The organism is Marinobacter sp. F4206, assembly GCF_019392195.1.
Classification (GTDB): Bacteria; Pseudomonadota; Gammaproteobacteria; order Pseudomonadales; family Oleiphilaceae; genus Marinobacter.
Window position 1 is genome coordinate 56069 of record NZ_JAHXKI010000006.1, and the last position, 19345, is coordinate 75413.

A 19345-nucleotide genomic window follows, 5' to 3' on the forward strand; every position below is an offset into this window, starting at 1 on the left:
CTCAACCTCGACTGAACAGGCCGGATCCCCGGATGCAGAGAAACCGCCGCCCGCTAAACCCGGAACACCAGCAGACTCACCTTCCCATGGGGGGGCTCATCCGGCATAGGATGAAACGCCTGTTCCTGATACTGGCCGGCCTCCTGTTCACTCAGATCCTTGTCATCTGGACCGTCGAGGATCTCAATCTGTTCGAATCAGTGTGGATTACCATGACCACGGTATCCACTGTCGGTTATGGGGATTTTGCACCCAAGACACTGGTCGGGCGACTCAGCACCATTCTGATCATGTTCGTCGGGGCAATCACGCTGCTGACACTGATCGTCAGTGACTTTATCGAGTACCGGTTCTATCGCCGGGAACGCATTCTTACCGGGAGGTGGATCTACAAAATGAACGACCACATCGTCATGATCAACACGCCTCAGAGTGGCGGCGAGCAGTACTTCATGCGTTTTGCCTCACAGGTCCGTTCGGTACCGGGCTACGAGACAATACCGATCATGCTGCTGACCCGAAAGTTCCCGAACGGCCTGCCTACCGAACTGTCCGATGTCGGAATGGTCCACTATCACGGCTCCGGCTTCGATCCACAGGCATTAAAGGCGGTTCACGCCGGCGGTGCGCGACACATCATTGTCCTGGCCGCCGACGAATGCGACCCGTATTCGGACAGCCTGACGTTCGACATCGCCCACCGCCTCAGCGAGCGCAACCTGGGCGGCCGAACCACCGTGGAGTGCGTCTCCGATGACAATCGATCGCGCTTCAAGGCACTGGGTATCCGAACCATCATCCGACCGGTACGAACCTACCCGGAAATCATGGTGCGCTCGGTGGTTGCCCCCGGGTCGGAAAAGGTTCTGGAAGATCTGTTCAACTACGAGCACGACCACCCCCACCGCTACGATCTGGTGCTCGACGATCTGAACTGGGCAGACATTGTCAGCGCACTGGTTCGCCATGGGATTGGTACCGCACTGGCGTACATCGATAACGACGATGAGGTGATCTGCCACCCGCCCACGACAGAGGAAATCGAAGGCAGGGGGCTGATCGTCCTGGTTAAGTCCGCTGATACGCCGAGCGTTGAACTGGTTCAGGAAGCACTGGACAGGTACCGGGCCTTCATCGCCAGCTGGCATGAGAAAACCAAACCGACGGCGAACTCGTCGACGTCACCCTGAACAGCCCTCAGGCCGAAATCAGGGCAGTTTGGAGCTGGCCCAAAGCAGGGCTCTCAAGCATTGCTTCAATGGGCTTGCGGTCCTTAAGGGATTGCAAGATCTCTTCCCACTGGGTAGCAGCTCCTCCCTGCCGGGCCGCCAGCGCGACCTGCGTCAGGTCAACCTGATCCATGGGGAAAGGCTCCCCGGTCAACCAGCACAGACTCAGCCCATGAAGAAACCCGGTCACGGAAAGGGCCTCTGAGCCATTTGTCTGGACAACCGGGCCCGGGGCATAAAGCTCAGCCTGATAGTAGCCCTGCTCGGCCTTGCTCACCAGGTTGAGAAACACCGGAACCCGCCCGGCCAGTTTTTTGGCCCAGCCAATCAAAGATCTCGGATTGCCGCCTTTCAGCTCAAACTCCACCTCGTTTAGTGGGCGAGCATGATCACCACTCAGGACCTGACCGCAATCAATGGCGACCTCAATCGTGCCTTCCTCGTCGCGCAGCATAATGACCTGACGCTCGAAATTGGTTTCAAAGACTGGCAGCAGATTCGAGAGACTGACCTGACCGGCCAGGGGCGTCTCGGCCAGCAGCTCAAGATCCAGGTCGGCGGACGGTAAAGGCCATTCCCATTCCTGGCGCCTGTGAGCCCCCGCCACGAAGTCGCCTTTTGTTTTCAGGGTCTGGATGAAACGGTCGCCGGCCTGGCGTACCCTGAGCGCCGCTTTCTGACCATTAAGCTCTGCCTCTGGTGTATCGTAGTAGCGGTTGACCAGGACCTTCGTGGCGCCCCGAGAGGCTTCCGGCTGCTCTCCCAGCCAAGCCAGCGCCGCCTTCAGATCCTTGGCCTTCAGGGTCAGCTTGATCTCCAGCTCTTCCGCCATATGGCACTCCCCACAACAATGATTTTTTTCAGAGTACATAAAAAAACCGGCGACCCGAAGGTCGCCGGTTTTCGATTACGACTGGCTTAGCGGATGCGCTAAATCAGAAGTAGTAAACAGCACCAACCGCCAGGTCAGTGGTGTCTACGTCAGCAGCACCGCTGTCTGCGTTGTTCAGGTAACCTTCAACCCATACGTACATGTTGTCAGACAGGTTGTGCAGGGCCTGAGCGGCAACAGTAGAGGTATCGGCATCGGTGTTGTCAGCTTCGGCATACTCGTAGGAGAGAGCGAAGGTGTTGGCACCAATGGAGTAGCCACCGAACAGACCGTAAGCATCACCTACGTCTTTGCGAGTCTGGTACTGAGCAGTCAGACGCAGATCGCCGGCGTTGAAGCTACCACGAACACCGTAGGTGTTCTCGTTGTTCAGGCTGCTGCCATCAACGTCGCTGGAGTATGCACGATCGCCGTCGTTGGAATCCATGGCAACGGCCAGCTCGAATGCGTCAACGGTGTAAGTGGCGGCCAGCTGGTACGGGTAGGACTTCTCAGCTTTGTCACCGTCGCCGTTGAACTGAACCGCACCGTGCAGCGCCAGGCCGCCAAAGCTCGGGCTGCTGTACTGGATCAGGTCACCTTCACCGGTGTCATAGATGCCGTTGTTGTTGATGGCACCGATGTTCAGGGAGGCGTACTCGTAGTAGTTGGCGATTTCGTCAATGGCAGTTTCGTAGGTGGAGTCGTCAGAACCAACCCAAACCTGACCGAAGCTGTCGCCCTTCACACCGATGTAGGCTTCGTCGAATGCGTTCAGACCGCCGTTGCCGGCCTTGTCGTCTGCGTCGAACTCAAGCTCGGCCTTGAAGAAACCGGTGATGCCCGGTGCAATTTCGTGGTCGTGCTTAACGCCGATGGTAGAACCGTTGTCGTAGTGACCGATTTCGGAACCAGCGTCCTCTACGTCACGGTGAGCAACCGCCAGCTGGATGTTACCGTATACCTGCGGCATGGAGTCCATCTTGGCAGCCAGCTCGGAAGCTGACATTTCCATCTGTGCCAGCGCGGAGCCAGAGAAGGTCGCTGCTGCAATAGCGGATGCGATGAGCGTTTTCTTCATTTTGCGTCTTCCTTTTTGAGTTAACTCAGGTTTTAGCGACGGGTTCTTATCCCGATTTTTTAAGGCGTAACCAGTCATTGCTGGATAAGCCCGATTCTGCATTACCCCTGTGTCAGATTTGTTACACCAAGGATAACTTTTCTTCTAGTTATGTAGATCCACACTCCGGCAGATCTATTTGGCTCAATCACTTACAAGACTTTATTAAAGTCATGAATGATGACCCTGTTTTAATACAATGAACCTGTTTTTGCAAACATTTGGCGGTGCATTTTTAGCTCGTTTCGCACCAGAAACGCAAGTAATTATGCGTTACAGCACTCAGGAGCAACCTGAACCCTGTGTAACAATTCCGGGGCCAGAATACCCTTAACTCTTGTTAATCAATACGTTACAATCACCCAACTGTCACAAAAACGTTACACCGACAGTCAGAGGGCGCATTTGCGCACCAATAGAAGCCATCACGGGCCTAACCGCCCCCTTATTGTGCGTCAGCGCAGTTCCAGGCTCCCTCACACCTCAAGCAAGAACGTTACCGGGCCATCATTGACCAGATGGACTTTCATATCTGCTCCGAAGCGACCTCCTTCGACTCGCTCACGACCGAGCTTCGCCTGCGCCTCAGCCAGGAAACTGTCGAACAGCTCACTGGCGAGCTCCGGCCCCGCCGCGCAGGAAAAACCGGGGCGGGTGCCCGACGCTGTATCTGCTGCAAGAGTAAACTGGGGAACAATAAGAAGAGAGCCGCCGATATCGATCAGACTGCGGTTCATTCGGCCCTGATCATCGGGGAAGACACGATAGGCGAGAATCTTACGGCACAGTTTCCCGACTTGTGCACGGCCATCTCCGCGCTCGACACCGAGCAACAGCAACAGACCGGCATCGATAGACGCAATTCGCTCACCGCCTGTAACTACACTGGCTTCCGATACTCGCTGGATGAGCCCTTTCATGCGTCTCTCTGAGGAAATTCGTACGGCGGAACATCAAATCGGAGAAGAGTCTATCGACGGGATTAACGATTCGCAACCATCAAAAAGCACGACTAGCTCGCACTTTTCCCAGATTTCGCAACGACCTCTTCGACCCCCCGGATCAGGGCATCAACAATGGCCGGTTCGGACGCGGAGTGCCCGGCATCCCGGATAATCCGGAGATTTGCGCCGGGCCAGGCCTTGCTGAGCGCGAGCGCATTGTCCAGCGGGCATATCATGTCATAGCGACCGTGCACGATAATACCCGGAATACCTGCCAGCCTGTGGGCATCACGGAGGATCTGATTCGGTTCCAGGAAGGCCTCATTCATGAAGTAGTGGCATTCAATTCGGGCCAGGGCGATTGCGACATGGGGGTGACCGAAGTGTTCAACCACTCGTGGGTTCGGGTGCAACGTCGCGCAACGCCCTTCCCATACGGACCAGGCCTTGGCAGCCTGAATTTGCTCCAGTTCATTAGAACTTGTCAGTTTCTTGTAATACGCGGACACCATGTCGGCACGCTCATGAACGGAGACCTGTTCCTCGAACTCCTGCCAGTAGTCCGGAAACACCCGGCTGGCACCGTCCTGGTAGAACCACTGGATATCCCGTGGCCGACACAGAAAAATGCCACGCAATACCAGACCTGACACCCTTTCAGGATACGCCTGCGCATACACCAGACTGAGGGTTGACCCCCAACTGCCGCCGAACAGCAGCCACCGGTCGATGCCGAAAAATGAACGGACGGCCTCCATGTCCTCAACCAGCTTGTCCGTGCTGTTGCCCTCAAGTTCCGCCAGCGGAGTGGAACGGCCCGCCCCGCGTTGGTCCATGAGAATGATTCTGAACCGTTCTGCATCAAAGAAGCGCCGGTGGAACTCCTCACAACCGCCACCAGGTCCTCCATGGATCACGATGACAGGAATGCCGTCCGGGTTGCCGCTTTCCTCAACATACAGCTCATGAGGGGGATCAACGGCTATGCGATGCTGGGCGTTGGGCTTGATTTCCGGGTAGAGCGTGAGCATCAGGCGTTCCAGAAAAGGGTTTAACCGGAGTGTAGCTGAACTGAACTAAAAAAGGGGCAGGTCACTACTGACCTGCCCCTTTTTATTCCCACCGCTTGCTTACTTTTTCTTGGCGCGCTTGCGCTCGTTTTCAGTCAACAGTTTCTTGCGCAGACGAATCGACTTGGGGGTGACTTCCACCAGCTCATCGTCATCAATGAACTCCAGCGCCTGCTCAAGGGTGAACTTGATCGGCGGCACCAGGCCAATAACCTCATCCTTGCCAGATGCCCGCATGTTGTCGAGCTTCTTGCCTTTGGTCGGGTTCATGACCATGTCGTTGTCACGGCTGTGAATACCACACAGCTGACCTTCGTAAATTTCCTGACCCGGATCCAGGAACAGCTTGCCGCGACTCTGGAGCGTTTCCAGCGAGTAAGTCAGCGCTGTGCCGGTTGCCATGGACACCAGAACACCGTTCTGACGGCTGGTAACGTCACCGACCTTGATGGGGCCGTAATGACTGAAGGTTGAAGTCAGGATACCGGTGCCCGACGTCATGGTCAGGAAGGTGTTACGGAAGCCAATCAGACCGCGGGCCGGGATGGTGTAATCAAGACGCATGCGCCCTTTGCCATCCGGAACCATGTTGGTCAGGTCGCCTTTCCGAAGACCCATCTGCTCCATCACAGGGCCCTGGTGCTGTTCTTCAATGTCGACGATGACATTTTCGTACGGCTCCTGTTTCTCACCGTCGACTTCGCGGATAACCACTTCCGGACGACCGACCGCCAGCTCGAAATTCTCCCTGCGCATGTTCTCGATCAGAACCGACAGGTGCAACTCACCACGACCGGACACTTTGAACTTGTCGGCAGATTCACCTTCTTCCACACGCAGAGCCACGTTATGCAGGAGCTCCTTTTCCAGACGCTCCTTAATGTTCCGACTGGTCACGTACTTGCCTTCCTTACCTGCAAACGGCGAGTCGTTGACCTGGAAGGTCATGGAGACGGTCGGCTCGTCTACCGTCAGTGCGGGCAGCGCTTCAACCTGGGACTGATCACACAGGGTATCGGAAATAAACAGCTCATCCATACCACTCACGCAGACAATATCGCCGGCCTGAGCTTCGTCAACCTCAACACGCTGAAGACCGGAATGGCCCATGATCTTGAGTATACGGCCATTGCGCTTCTTGCCGTCGGCTCCGATTGCCGTCACCGGGGAGTTGGTCTTGACCTTGCCCCGCATGATGCGGCCGATACCGATCACACCCAGGAAGCTGTTGTAGTCCAGCTGCGAGATCTGCATTTGGAAAGGACCATCCATATCGACATTCGGCGCGGGCACGTGGTCGACAATTGCCTGGAACACGGCATCCATGTTGTCGTCCAGGTTTTCGTGATCCAAACCGGCAATACCGTTCAGGGCGCTGGCGTATACAATCGGGAAGTCCAGTTGCTCTTCAGTCGCGCCGAGGGCATCGAACAGGTCGAACACCTGATCGACCACCCAATCCGGACGAGCGCCCGGACGGTCGATTTTGTTCACCACCACAATCGGACGCAGGCCAGCTGCGAACGCTTTCTGAGTTACGAAGCGGGTTTGCGGCATCGGACCATCGATTGAATCGACCACCAGCAGCACGCAATCCACCATGCTCATTACCCGCTCCACTTCACCACCAAAATCGGCGTGGCCCGGGGTGTCGACGATGTTGATATCGTACTCATTCCACTTCAGAGCCGTGTTCTTGGCCAGAATGGTGATACCACGCTCTTTTTCCTGGTCGTTGGAATCCATTACCCGCTCGTTTTCGAGCTCTTTACGATCCAACGTACCGGACTGGCGCAGCAATTTGTCTACGAGTGTGGTTTTGCCATGGTCGACGTGAGCGATGATGGCGATATTACGAAGCTTCTCAATCACAACTATAATCCTGCGGCATGCTTTCTTTGACCTGAGAGGGTCTTCAGGAGGCCAAGCCTCTCACATGCCGTCTCAAATCCGTAAAATGAACCCATTAGTCGGCACCGGGCGGCACCAGCGCCCCGAACGTCAGTGCAGATCAGGGTACAAATGAGGCGGCGCGCAGTATATCGAAAAGTCCATGCCGTTAATATGAAGAAAAACGCCTATTCCTTGAACACCTGCCCGCACCATCCAAGGTCATGACCCGATATTTATGCACCATTTTTGTGCGTTCGAGCGACAGCGTTGCACCAGAGAAAACCCCGGACATACCCCACAAACGGCCCAAACCCGCGTGGTTGTGCGCCTCCGAGCCATGCCCTAAAAATTGGCAAGAGCCTTGCTTAAATGAAATCAGCCGAAATTTGCAGGTAAGTGGCAGGCGCTTTTGCTAAGCTGCGAAATCCTGAGGAAAAGATCGGATATCAGCGACTCTGAACGATCCGGCAAAACGAACATGAATACACCCGCTCACGCGGGATAACTAACGGAGCATGCACAATGTCCAAGACAGTTGATTTGATCAAAGAACACGAAGTTAAGTGGGTCGACCTGCGCTTTACCGACAGCCGCGGCAAGGAACAGCACGTCACCCTGCCGGCCTCTGAGGTAGACGAAGATTTCTTCGCCGACGGCAAGATGTTCGACGGCTCTTCAATCTCAGGCTGGAAGGGCATTAACGAATCCGACATGATCCTGATGCCGGACGACTCCAGCTCCGTTCTGGACCCGTTCACCGAAGAAACCACTCTCAACATCACCTGCGACATCGTAGAGCCTTCTACCATGCAGGGATACGAGCGTGACCCACGTTCCGTTGCCCGTCGTGCGGAAGAGTACCTGAAGTCCACCGGCATCGCCGATGGCGCCCTGTTCGGCCCAGAGCCGGAGTTCTTCGTATTTGACTCGGTCAAGTGGGAAGTGGACATGAAAGGTGCAGGCTACTCCATCCACTCCGAAGAAGCGGCCTGGGTTTCCGGCGAAGACTTCGACCGCAACAACATCGGTCACCGTCCGGGCGTGAAAGGTGGCTACTTCCCGGTTCCGCCGGTTGACAGCCTGCACGACCTGCGTGGCGCGATGTGTGCCGCCATGGAGTCCATGGGCCTGAACATCGAAGTTCACCACCACGAAGTAGGTACTGCTGGCCAGTGTGAAATCGGCGTTGGCGCCAACACCCTGACCAAGAAGGCCGACGAAGTTCAGATCCTGAAGTACTGCGTCCACAACGTTGCACACGCATACGGCAAGACTGCCACCTTCATGCCGAAGCCGGTTGTTGGTGACAACGGTTCCGGCATGCACGTACACATGTCCCTGAGCAAAGATGGCAAGAACCTGTTTGCCGGTGACAGCTATGCTGGCCTGAGCGAAGCGGCGCTGTACTACATTGGTGGCGTGATCAAGCACGCCAAGGCCATCAACGCCTTCACCAACAGCTCCACCAACTCCTATAAGCGTCTGGTTCCGGGCTTCGAAGCACCGGTTATGCTGGCCTACTCGGCCCGTAACCGTTCCGCTTCCATCCGTATCCCTTACGTGAACAGCCCGAAGGCGCGCCGGATCGAAGTCCGCTTCCCGGACGCCTCAGCCAACCCGTACCTGGCTTTCGCTGCCCTGATGATGGCTGGCCTCGACGGCATCCAGAACAAGATCCACCCCGGCGATGCCATGGACAAGGATCTGTACGACCTGCCGAAGGAAGAGGCGCTGAACATTCCGGTCGTAGCCGAAACTCTGGCCGAAGCTCTGGATTGCCTGGAAGAAGACCACGAGTTCCTGACCCGCGGTGGCGTCTTCACTGAAGACATGATCCAGGGTTACGTCGAACTGAAGCGCGGTGAAGTCGAGCGCCTGAACATGACCACGCATCCGGTCGAGTTCGAGCTGTACTACTCCTGCTAAAAACAACCCGTTAATTCGGGATTGTGAAAAAGCCCCGCCCTGTGCGGGGCTTTTTTTGTGCACCCCCTCACAAGTGCCTGACGTCCTTAACGATATGTAACCAACAACCCGCCACACAGGCGTTGAAATGACTCCGGCGCCCGCAGATAATCAATTAAAATCATGGAAACAGGTGTGCTTATGAACCCGAGGACCGGATTAGTTGCCGCAGCCTTTCTTCTGCTGGCCGTTCCAGCAAGCGCTGAGGTCTACCGGAATGTAGACGCCTACGGCAATGTCACGTACTCCGACGAACCGTCCGACGGCGCCGAGGCTATTGAGGTAAAGCCGGTCACCACGGTTACGCTTCCGAAACCCCAGAATGTTCGCGAAACCGACAAGCTCCGCGAGGAAGTAAAGCGCGAAGGCGCGATTTATGAGAGCGTTTCGTTTACCTACCCCGAGAATAATCAGGCGTTCAACAGTGGCAGCGGTGACGTCCAGTTTGAGGTTCAAAGCACGCCCGGCCTCCGGGACGGCCATAAATACGAAGTCACCCTCGATGGCCAGCCGGTTGGACAGACCACATCAGGTAGCGTCACGGTCAGCAACGTTTTCCGTGGGAGCCACGATGCACGTGTACACATCGTCGATGAAAACGGCGTCCAAGTAAAAACCGGCGCAGCAATCACCTTTACCGTCCACCGCCCATCCGTGGCGAACTGAAGTATAACGCACTATATTGGTGCGCTCGCACCACAAACAGGCCATACTCTGACCAGCAACAGGGCGAACTGTCCGGGCTGGTCATACCCCTTTCCTGAACATGCACCAGCTTACGGCATGTTTTTGTGCCAATTTGCGCCCATGCCCGTACTTTGCCCACTCTTTTTCGACTGATTGCCAAAGTGGTTCGCTTCTTGCAGAACCCTCGAAGTCATCACATTTACTCTGTCGGACCAACGGGATTCACGCATGGCACTGCCCACTGCCAATAAGAACGGTTACAAGAGCATTCTCGACAGCCTCACCACCGCGGTTCTGGTACTTGAGGACAACCTGAAGATCCGTTACTTCAACCCGGCCGCAGAAAGCCTGTTCGAAACCAGCATGACCCGAAGTCAGGGCCACCCTTTCAGCGACATTCTGGTTGACTCGGAAGACGCCCTAAAGACGCTTCATGCCGCCGCTCAAAATGGCCAGTCCTATACCAGGCGGGAAGCCGAGTTCCGTCTGACCAGCGGGGCCAGCCTTACGGTGGATTATTCGGTAACGCCGATCAGTCTGGAGCCGACCGAACTGCTCATCGAGATTCAGCCCAGGGACCGGCTGCTGCGCATCAGCCGGGAAGAAGACATCATCTCGCAACAGGAAACCACCCGGATTCTGGTGCGCGGCATGGCCCATGAGATCAAGAACCCGCTCGGCGGGATCCGGGGCGCCGCACAGTTGCTTGACCGCGAACTCAATGATGAAGACCAACGCGAGTACACCCGTGTGATCATTGATGAGGCAGACCGCCTGCGCAGTCTGGTCGATCGGATGCTTGGCCCCAACAAGGCACTGAAACTTGCTCAAACCAATATTCACGAAGTCCTCGAGCGAGTCGGCACCCTGGTCGAGGCAGAGAGCAAGGGGCGGCTGGTATTTCGCCGGGACTACGACCCCAGCATTCCGGAATTCCGCGGTGACAAGGAACAACTCATTCAGGCGTTCCTGAATATTGCACGCAATGCCATGGAAGCGGCGTTCGAGAACCAGACCGGTCATCGCAAGGAGGCGCCACCCACCATTATTTTCCGGACCCGGGCCCTGCGCCAGTTCACCATCGGACACCGGCGGCATCGTCTGGTGTGCCGTGTGGATGTCATCGACAACGGGCCGGGCATTCCACCGGATCTGCTACAGAACATTTTCTATCCGATGATCAGCGGTCGTGCCAGTGGCACAGGCCTGGGGCTTTCCATAACCCAGAGCATCATCGGCCAACACCACGGACTGGTCGAATGCGAGAGCAAACCCGGCCGTACTGACTTCATCATCTTCCTGCCTCTGGAGGACACCCCATGAGCCAACCGGCAAACGTCTGGATCATAGACGACGATCGCAGTATTCGCTGGGTGCTGGAGCGCGCCCTTAACCAGGCCGGTATGCAGCCCCGCGTATTCGAAAGTGGCGAGAGCATCATGATGCGTCTCGAACACGAACAACCGGATGCCATCATCAGCGACATTCGTATGCCCGGCGTCGATGGCATTACCCTGCTCTCCCAGATCGTCGAGGTACACCCCGACGTGCCAGTCATCATCATGACGGCACACTCGGACCTCGAAAGTGCAGTGACCAGTTACCAGACCGGGGCCTTTGAATACCTGCCCAAGCCGTTTGACGTGGACGACGCCGTTGCCCTGGTGAAACGAGCCGTCGCACACAGTCACGAAAAGAAAGCCAGCGCGGAGCCCCAGACCGAGAGCGCCCAGCGCAACGCCGAGATCATCGGCGAGGCCCCCGCCATGCAGGAAGTGTTTCGGGCCATAGGGCGGTTATCCCATTCCAACATCACCGTTCTCATTAATGGAGAGAGTGGTACAGGCAAGGAGCTGGTGGCTCAGGCACTGCACAACCACAGCCCCCGAGCCAACCGCCCGTTCATCGCCCTGAACATGGCGGCGATCCCCAAGGACCTGATCGAATCCGAACTGTTCGGCCATGAAAAGGGCGCGTTTACCGGTGCGGGTGCGGCCCGGCAGGGCCGGTTCGAGCAGTCGAACGGTGGCACGCTGTTTCTGGACGAAATTGGCGACATGCCAGCAGACACCCAGACGCGCCTGCTGCGAGTCCTCGCCGATGGCGAGTTCTATCGGGTCGGCGGCACCACGCCCATCAAAGTGGATGTGCGCATCATCGCCGCAACCCACCAGGATCTTGAGAAACTGGTTCAGGCCGGCTCGTTCCGGGAGGATCTTTTCCACCGCCTGAATGTTATCCGGGTGCACCTGCCGAAGCTCGCAGAACGCCGGGAAGACATCCCCCGCCTGATGGAGCACTTCCTGAAGCGGGCGGCCAAGGAGCTGGCCGTTGAGTCCAAAATACTCAGGCCCGATGCAGAGGAATACCTCACCACCCTGCCCTGGCCCGGCAACGTCCGCCAGCTGGAGAACACCTGCAGGTGGCTTACGGTCATGGCCAGCGGTCGTGAGATTCATATCGATGACCTGCCGCCGGAATTATTGCACCAGGCCGAGACGCCCACGATGGGCACCACCTGGCAGGAAGGCCTGCGCAACTGGGCGGAACAGGAACTCAAAAGGGGCAAGAAAGGCATTCTGGACAGCGCCGTGCCCGAATTTGAAAAGATCATGATTGAAACGGCATTGAAGCACACTGGCGGTCGCCGTCGGGACGCATCCGTGCTGCTGGGCTGGGGACGGAATACCCTGACCCGGAAGATCAACGAATTGGGGCTTGATCACCCGGAAAGTGATGACGATTGAGCCACCGGGCTCTTTTTTCAGGGCAGGCCGCAGGGTCTGCCCTTTTTTGTCACTGCGTCAGCGTTCCTGCCAGTAAATAATCCGGTCATGACCGCGATAGACACCGAAAGTGGCAAGCCCGACTGGATCCTCCAGCGCGCCATCGCCATCCCGATCAGACTCGAACCAGACGGGCACATCCCAGATCAGGGTATCGGTTCCCAGCGTGCCCTTCGGCTCAAGCGTGAGCGGTCCGCCGCTACCACCAGTCAGATTGCCGGAATCCGCTACCAGAACATGATGTACCTCGGGATCGGTAATGGGCGTGGTGGCCCAGGACGAGCAGGCGTCCGCAACGTGTTCGACGAAGCGGCTCCCGTTCCAGACCTCGGCACCGAACGTCATAAACAACTCATCGACGTTTTCAGGGCCGTAGACATTTTCAAGCTCCCAGCGCCCGTAACGGATCTCGAAGGGGGCGAATGGCGTGACGGCCAGCGGTACCGCAGGCACCCTCACGCCATCGGAATCCTGAACGGCATCAACCGTAATGGTCATATCCGGAGAGAATGGCGACACCCGGCCGTCGACAGCCTTGTCGTAGACAAAAGAATCGGTGGTTGAAAACGAAAAGGTCAGAACGCCCAAATTTGCATCAGTGATCAGGCCGGCCTGCAGACTTGAAGTGATGGGATACGAGGGACCGGACAGATAGGCCTGGGCGTTATCCGTTGCCGGCGTGCTTCGGGCTACATCGTCAGCCGTCAGTTTCTGGAAGTCGCCCTCTGTATAATTCCTCGTAACATACGTTCCTGGCCCCACCGCGGAAATGGTCAGCTCTGGCACAACCGCCCACGACATCTCCTGCCCTGCGTAGACGAACGCCGAACCGGCGCTGCAGAAAGGCGCCAGCTCACCGGGTGCCACAGCAATCTCGAATCGATCAGGGACAAATCGCCCCACCGATCCAGATTGGCCGGTGACCGCGGGCGCCACCCCCAGATACGCGGGGTTATCCCCGGAGAGCTCCAGAATCCCCACCTCATTCCAGCTCAGGTTGCTCACTGTCGCCTCACCGTTACTGAAGGATGTACCCGGAATACTCAAGGTTCCCGACAGAATGCCGGGCTCGCCACCGGTAGGCTGAACCAGGTTATGGCTTACAATGGCGCTCTGGGGAGAGCCCTCTTGACCATAACCCGGCAATGCGCTGCCTTTGGCACCGACTGCGGACAGAACCAACTCAAACGCTTGCCCGGCCGACCTGAATACGGGGCCACTCGCATCTGCGGCCGAGGGATTCCCCGTCACAGCAAGGGCAAACCGATCCGGCCTGACGGTCCAGAGGGCCCCCGTCCCCGGAATCGGGAGAGGGTTGCCGGCAGAATCCACCACCGTACCGGATGTATTATCCAGCAGATTCAGACGATACTGTCCGACATCACTGGTGGCCAACGAAAACGCGGCCAGGCCGCCGTTAAAGGTGAGCGACAGGTTGTCCGACGACGGCATTGCGGTTCCGGGGGCGGTCGTTGAAATACCACTATCCAGAACGGGCGCAATACCTCCCGGGTCGTCACCGGTTCGGGACAACCAGGCTTTCACGTCCACCTGACCGTCATAATCCGGTATCAGCCCACACTCGCCATCCACAGGATCGCGACGAATTGCCCTTGCCACAAACGAATGGTCACGCTCCGCCACGATATCCAGGCCATTGGCATCCGCACTTTCAATCACGAAGGCATTTTCAAGAAACTGAATCGGCGCCGAGCGCCCCTGCTGCCCATCGGCAATGTCAGTCACAGCAACCCTGAGCTCGTCGGCTGTGGCATTGGCAAGGGCCAGAGATACGGTACCGTTGTCAGTGTCAGCAAACTGATAACTCACAATCCCGTCATTGTCGTTGTCTGGACTCGGCGACAGGGATCCGGTCGGGATATCTGACGCGCCCCCGGTCCAGTTGCCACTGCCGGAACTGGTTTGTAAAGAGACCTGACCGTCGTAGTCCGTCACGACATCACCTTGCTGATCAAGAGCACGGATGGTCACTTGCACCGGTGCGCAGACACTGGCAGTTGAGGCAGCGCTTACCTCAAACCTATCTAGGCGGTTTTCTGACGGAAGGATCGTTGCGATGCCAGCCTGACTGATAAAGGTCCCGAATTGCGCCTCCCCTGACATTCTCGGGTTGCTCAGGACGACAAAAAACTCCGTCTGATCAGGATTTCCGGAATTCAGTGTTTGCACACTCACAGTTGCCTGACTATTCCCGGCTGCGACCCGGATGGTCCCAACCTCTGAGGAATAGTCGACACTCGCTGCCGCGGAAAGGTCCCGAGTCTCGAAGTCGATCAGAACATCCGAACTCTGAGCAGCATCAAAGCTGACAGTGAAGACGGCCGTTTCACCCTGGAAAACCTCCACATTGTCGATACTTATGCTCGGCCCCAATACACCCTCATCATTCGTATCGCCCTCGGTATCTTTGCCATCCGAGGCACCTTCGCTCAAAGACCAGTCGCCATTACCGTCAGGGCGACGCCGGGCATATTTGCCACTCTCGCCACCGACGAGGCTCAGGCGGGTATCAAAGGGTAAGTCATCGGGATCCGAGGAACATGTAGCGTCCTCTGAATCATCAACCGAGCTCCCTACTCGCACATAATCGATGGTCCGGCCGTTAGCATCGGAGAGTCTGACATCCATACCTGCAAGATTGATTGTCGCGCCGCCCAGGTCGGCTGAATCCATAACGAGCCAGGGCTGTGTGGTCTTTGACGCTCCGGAAACAGGCTGCAAACCACTGCAACTGAACGGCTTATTATTGCCCCCCAGGGCACAGAACTCTAATCGCCAGCCATCATAAGTCGAGGGAGCGATGCCCGATGACAGCAGCTTGAGTTCGATAAATTTCTCTTTTTCGGAGATTTCGTTGATCGTTGCCAATCCTGCGTAAGGAGAACACTCTGCACGCAGAAATTGTGGCAGCGCCAGTAACAGAGCCACGCAGGCAAGAAGGGCGTAACGTCCCTTCAGGAAATGGCTATGGGACTTTGTCGATGTCATCGGAACTTCACCTCCACCACCCGTTCGGCGCGATCCATGCCATTGCCGCATTGACCGGTACTGGTCAGGGTGTAAATCTCTTCAGCCGGACTCTTGCCCGTCAGCTCGGCAGAAACCGACTCGCAGGTCATTACGGCCCGACAACCCGCCAGACCGGATGAGGTGAACGTTTTTGGTGATGTAATGCCACTGCAGCTGCCGCCTTCCAGAGCTTCACGCACGCCAACCTGCGCTCCACTTTCCGCCGCAAACAACGCTCTTTGAGACTGGATCTGCAGGCTGACGGCCTCAGCGCTGCCTTGCTGCAGTTGCGCCATGACAACCACCAGCAGGGCCAGCACCGTCATTACGAATAACGCCACCGGTAGTCCGGCACCGATTTGTTTGTCTATGCTCGAATCAGGGGACATTGCGAATCTGAACCTCCTGACTGACACTGGTCACTTCACCGGTTTGCTGACTGCGGACCTGAAAACGGAAACTGACAACGCCACTGCGCTGGAGCGTCGGTGGAACGGACTCGAAATTCAGGGAATCGGGCACCAGGTTGCCCGCCAGCACCTCCCGCGTCGGCATGGTGGCCGGCAATGAGGCTGCGACCGAACTCTGGATGCCATAATCACGGTAGCGAAACAGGAAACTGCCCTGCTGACAGAAAGTCCGGGGCTCCTCGATCACAAAAAACTTTCGTTCCGGTGACTGGGTGGCAAAGCGGTGATTGGCGCCACCGTCGAAGGATACGGTAACCGGTGACGCACCTGTGGGGAGCGTCGCTTCCGGCGAGACAGGCCCGGGACTCCCCGTGGAATAAAGGGTGCTGCCATATCCGTACACCACGATTCGGCCATTTGCGCTGTCGCCACCGGCCAGGGGCGCCGCTTCGAAGGAGTCCGGATTCGCGCCACGGGGCAGATTGAGGTAATTGGAAACCGCAACGACCGGCATCCACTCGATACATGAACCATCACCATTAACGCGAATTGAGCCAGGCAAGGCTTCGCGAAGCGCCCGGCTTATGTGCTCGCTGATGACAACAGCAGAAAAGGACCGGAGCTGACGGGAGCCCACATCAACCGTTCCCTGCGTTGAAAGCGCCAAAAAACGGACAGAGATCGTGGCGACGATGGCCAGAAGTACGATCACCATGACCAGTTCGACAAGCGTAAATCCACGATTTCTGCCCATCAGAAATTCGCCCGGTAGGCCGAGAATAAAAAACTGCGGTTATCCGGGGCGGATATCAGCACATCGATCCGTTTTGCCTGAGAGGCTGGCAACCCCACCTCTCCGCCCGCACAGCTAACTGAGACATCCACCGAAAACCCTGAATAGCCGGTGATAGCGCCCAATGCGCTCGCGGGCGGCTTGTCCATAAGGCCCTCGTAATCGTCGACGTCGTCGAATGCGGCGCGGGTTTCTCCGTCCGAACCAATGTTGCATCCACCGGAATAGCGTGGCACACCGCCCTGGGGGGTCTGTTCGTCGTACTTTTTCGACAGGATTTCATCAATATAAAGTTGCGCCAGTGCGACAGCCCGGGTTTCGTTCAGTGGATCGGCACTCCGGCCGGAGATCAGTGCAAACGCGCCGACCACGCCGGCGATGGCGATACTGATGATCACAATCGTGATGATCAGTTCCACCAGGGTCGCGCCCTTTTGTTTACGCCTCATGGCTGACAGCTCCCGGCATAGACTGCGCCCAGGGAGCTGATGCAGGTCTGGTAAGCGCTTTCGCCGTTGAAAGTGAGGTTGGTATTGCCGCCCCCGACCACTTCGCCCCTGGTGTTGAATGTCAGGGTGAGGGGTAGTGGCGCCCCGCTCAGGGTAGTCCCGGCTCGCTCAAGGGAGAAGGTTCGGGTATTGGGCGTGCCCGAACCCACGGTGAACACGAAGCGCTCCGCCGTCTGACCGATGGTCAGCCGGCCCGCGGAATTCCCGGCCAGCGCTGCCTGCTGAGCAAGCAGCGTGGCCGAGGAGAGTTGCTGAGTGGCCAGCAAGGGAGAAAAAGCAGAGCGGCTTGCAAAGAGCCCAACTCCCAGCGCAGCCAAAACGCCGATGAGAATAATCGTCATCACTAGTTCAACTAACGTGAAGCCCAATGACTTGGAACCAATCATCCTCGCGCCTTATCCAGTTATTCATTACCCCTCAGAGTGAAGCTAGACTTATCTCAGATCAGCAGCCGCCAGTTTCAAGTAGAGAAACGCTTCCATCCGTTTGATCGTAAGTGAACTGACATTCGTTTGCCGGGTTAGCTGTAAACCCCGTAACAGTAACCACCGCAGTTCCATCAGGTGTGCCGGGAGGCGTAACAGTAAAGTCATCATTGATTTGAGCTGCTTCACCAATTCCTGCGGTGGTAGCAGTAGGATAGCCCTCGGTGCTCATCGGAACGCTCGCCGCACCCTCAAGATCGACTGTTCCAGGAGAGCTACCATCAGCTAACCAAGATGAGTGAGCAATCGCGGCAGCCGATTTCGTCGCTCCAACCGCGCCTTCGAGCGTCGCGGAACGAGCATCACTGCCCAGATCGGCAAACCGCGGCAAAGCAAACGCCGCCAAAATACCCAGAATCACAATCACCATCACCAGTTCAATGAGGGTGAAACCTTTTTCCTTTCTTGCTGCAATTGCGTTGTTCATAGTCATGGTACTACTCCAGTTGATCGATTGAGTCCGATTCTTAGTTGATGGTTGTTGTGATGTCGCCAGTGTCGGCGTCATAGCCGATCGTGCTGCCCTGTCCATCCAGCTGATAAGTGAACAGACAATTCCCACTTGGTGCGGTGACGGCATAGTCCGGTGAGCCGCCGGTAATCGTGGGTGCATTGGATTGCAGAACCCCCACCCAGACCTGCTGGCAGCGATCTACGGTCATGGCAGGATCTGTTGTGTCATCGGTGGCTGTCGGCCAGCCATCGGCACTCACATCAACGTTATCGTTTCCAAACCCCTGCACGTTCGCCGCTGCAACAGTCAAACCATTCGAGACCCACTGCGTTTTCGTGAGTGCGACGCCGGCCGCCAAAGCCCCCGCCGTCGCCTGGATACTGGACTGATGCGCCTGCTCAGAAAGCTGGGCGAATCGAGGTAATGCAAAGGCGGCGAGGATAGCCAGAATGGCAATCACCACGACCAGTTCAATCAGGGTAAAGCCCTGCTGTTGTCTCAGCTTTTCGTACTGCCTCATAGATCAGCCTCGTTCCCGTTTTGTTGTGTCCGTCCTGTCAGTGTCCCGCATCCTGCGCACGCACTGATTTTTCTGTTAGCAACACTGGCGCCAGTTTGAGGCCAGTTGATCGCTCCTGATGCTCCCGCTCTCCGTTTTTGTTGCGGTCTGCAAAATCTGTTGTCACCGTCCAGGCCAGAGGCTCGCCGCCCAGAGCATTCCGCCCGTATAGGGTTATCGGCTGCTTCGGGGTATAAATAAGCCACCCGTCCGGGCCGGCAGCCTTTCCCGCCTCTTCTCCCCGCCAGAAACACCAGGTTCCCGGATCCGACTCTGGCCTCTGGCATGGCCCTGCATAGTTTGGCCACTGATGGTCCACAAGATCGAAAGGATTCATACCTTCCTGATCGTCCAACCGCCCCTGCCGACTTAACATCACCTCGGCGCCCTTGATGACCAGCGCCGACCGCAATTGGTTGATCACCATATTGGCGGCCTGCTCCTCGGCCTTCCGGGTCTCCCGCTCAAATACATCGAGCAGAAACCACACCAGTGATGCTATGACCATGACTGCTACCGCGAACCGAAACGTTCGGGCGA

General features: G+C 57.0%; 18 protein-coding genes. 5 read left to right on the forward strand and 13 right to left on the reverse strand.

Features of this window, described 5'->3' with window-relative positions; genetic code table 11:
• The first annotated feature begins 32 nt into the window (after positions 1–32).
• Positions 33–1190 carry a potassium channel family protein gene (locus KZO34_RS17590; protein WP_219478228.1) on the forward strand — a complete coding sequence of 386 codons (1158 nt, stop codon included), beginning with the start codon at positions 33–35 and terminating at the stop codon, positions 1188–1190.
• A gap of 7 nt (positions 1191–1197) precedes the next feature.
• Here KZO34_RS17590 and KZO34_RS17595 read toward each other — a convergent pair whose 3' ends face one another.
• The 5 genes from KZO34_RS17595 to typA all read right to left on the reverse strand — a co-directional run bounded on the left by KZO34_RS17595 (position 1198) and on the right by typA (position 7106).
• Entirely contained in the window at positions 1198–2061 is an 864-nt protein-coding gene (locus KZO34_RS17595) for a CYTH domain-containing protein (protein WP_219478230.1), read from the reverse strand.
• Positions 2062–2164: 103 nt separating this feature from the next.
• Positions 2165–3181, reverse strand: coding sequence for a porin (locus KZO34_RS17600; RefSeq protein WP_219478231.1), 1017 nt, complete (start codon positions 3179–3181; stop codon positions 2165–2167).
• A gap of 515 nt (positions 3182–3696) precedes the next feature.
• Entirely contained in the window at positions 3697–4140 is a 444-nt protein-coding gene (dtd, locus tag KZO34_RS17605) for a D-aminoacyl-tRNA deacylase (RefSeq protein ID WP_219478233.1), read from the reverse strand.
• A 92-nt stretch (positions 4141–4232) separates the two neighbouring features.
• Positions 4233–5195: a prolyl aminopeptidase gene (gene pip, locus KZO34_RS17610; protein ID WP_219478234.1), complete on the reverse strand. Its 963-nt coding sequence runs from the start codon at positions 5193–5195 to the stop codon at positions 4233–4235.
• A gap of 99 nt (positions 5196–5294) precedes the next feature.
• On the reverse strand, positions 5295–7106 hold the full coding sequence (gene typA / locus KZO34_RS17615) for a translational GTPase TypA (RefSeq protein ID WP_308318838.1): 1812 nt from the start codon (positions 7104–7106) through the stop codon (positions 5295–5297).
• Positions 7107–7649: 543 nt separating this feature from the next.
• Between typA and glnA the strand changes: the two genes are divergently transcribed.
• The 4 genes from glnA (at position 7650) to ntrC (ending at position 12526) form a co-directional block, all read left to right on the forward strand.
• Positions 7650–9053, forward strand: a complete 1404-nt coding sequence (gene glnA / locus KZO34_RS17620; RefSeq protein WP_219478235.1) for a glutamate--ammonia ligase — start codon at positions 7650–7652, stop codon at positions 9051–9053.
• 180 nt (positions 9054–9233) lie between these two features.
• Entirely contained in the window at positions 9234–9758 is a 525-nt protein-coding gene (locus KZO34_RS17625) for a DUF4124 domain-containing protein (RefSeq protein WP_219478236.1), read from the forward strand.
• 249 nt (positions 9759–10007) lie between these two features.
• Positions 10008–11102 (forward strand): nitrogen regulation protein NR(II), encoded by a 1095-nt coding sequence (glnL, locus tag KZO34_RS17630; RefSeq protein WP_219478237.1) that lies wholly within the window; start codon positions 10008–10010, stop codon positions 11100–11102.
• Positions 11099–12526, forward strand: a complete 1428-nt coding sequence (ntrC, locus tag KZO34_RS17635; protein WP_219478238.1) for a nitrogen regulation protein NR(I) — start codon at positions 11099–11101, stop codon at positions 12524–12526. Before glnL ends, ntrC begins: the two co-directional genes overlap by 4 nt.
• A 57-nt stretch (positions 12527–12583) precedes the next feature.
• On the opposite strand, the gene KZO34_RS17640 is transcribed toward ntrC, so the two are convergent.
• The 8 genes from KZO34_RS17640 to KZO34_RS17675 are packed head-to-tail and all read right to left on the reverse strand — an operon-like array spanning position 12584 to position 19313.
• On the reverse strand, positions 12584–15574 hold the full coding sequence (locus KZO34_RS17640; protein ID WP_219478239.1) for a DUF6701 domain-containing protein: 2991 nt from the start codon (positions 15572–15574) through the stop codon (positions 12584–12586).
• The gene (locus KZO34_RS17645) at positions 15571–15984 is read right to left on the reverse strand and encodes a hypothetical protein (RefSeq protein WP_219478241.1); all 414 of its coding nucleotides are present in this window, start codon (positions 15982–15984) and stop codon (positions 15571–15573) included. The genes KZO34_RS17640 and KZO34_RS17645 overlap by 4 nt, the downstream gene beginning before the upstream one ends.
• The gene (locus tag KZO34_RS17650; RefSeq protein WP_219478243.1) at positions 15974–16759 is read right to left on the reverse strand and encodes a type II secretion system protein; all 786 of its coding nucleotides are present in this window, start codon (positions 16757–16759) and stop codon (positions 15974–15976) included. Before KZO34_RS17650 ends, KZO34_RS17645 begins: the two co-directional genes overlap by 11 nt.
• Positions 16759–17247, reverse strand: a complete 489-nt coding sequence (locus KZO34_RS17655; protein WP_219478245.1) for a prepilin-type N-terminal cleavage/methylation domain-containing protein — start codon at positions 17245–17247, stop codon at positions 16759–16761. Before KZO34_RS17655 ends, KZO34_RS17650 begins: the two co-directional genes overlap by 1 nt.
• The gene (locus KZO34_RS17660; RefSeq protein ID WP_219478248.1) at positions 17244–17693 is read right to left on the reverse strand and encodes a pilus assembly FimT family protein; all 450 of its coding nucleotides are present in this window, start codon (positions 17691–17693) and stop codon (positions 17244–17246) included. Before KZO34_RS17660 ends, KZO34_RS17655 begins: the two co-directional genes overlap by 4 nt.
• 58 nt (positions 17694–17751) lie before the next feature.
• Complete coding sequence (locus KZO34_RS18820) at positions 17752–18225, reverse strand: prepilin-type N-terminal cleavage/methylation domain-containing protein (protein WP_219478250.1); 474 nt, start codon at positions 18223–18225, stop codon at positions 17752–17754.
• Positions 18226–18259: 34 nt separating this feature from the next.
• Positions 18260–18766 carry a prepilin-type N-terminal cleavage/methylation domain-containing protein gene (locus KZO34_RS17670; RefSeq protein ID WP_308318839.1) on the reverse strand — a complete coding sequence of 169 codons (507 nt, stop codon included), beginning with the start codon at positions 18764–18766 and terminating at the stop codon, positions 18260–18262.
• 37 nt (positions 18767–18803) lie between these two features.
• Positions 18804–19313, reverse strand: a complete 510-nt coding sequence (locus tag KZO34_RS17675; RefSeq protein ID WP_257900513.1) for a hypothetical protein — start codon at positions 19311–19313, stop codon at positions 18804–18806.
• Positions 19314–19345 lie beyond the last annotated feature (32 nt).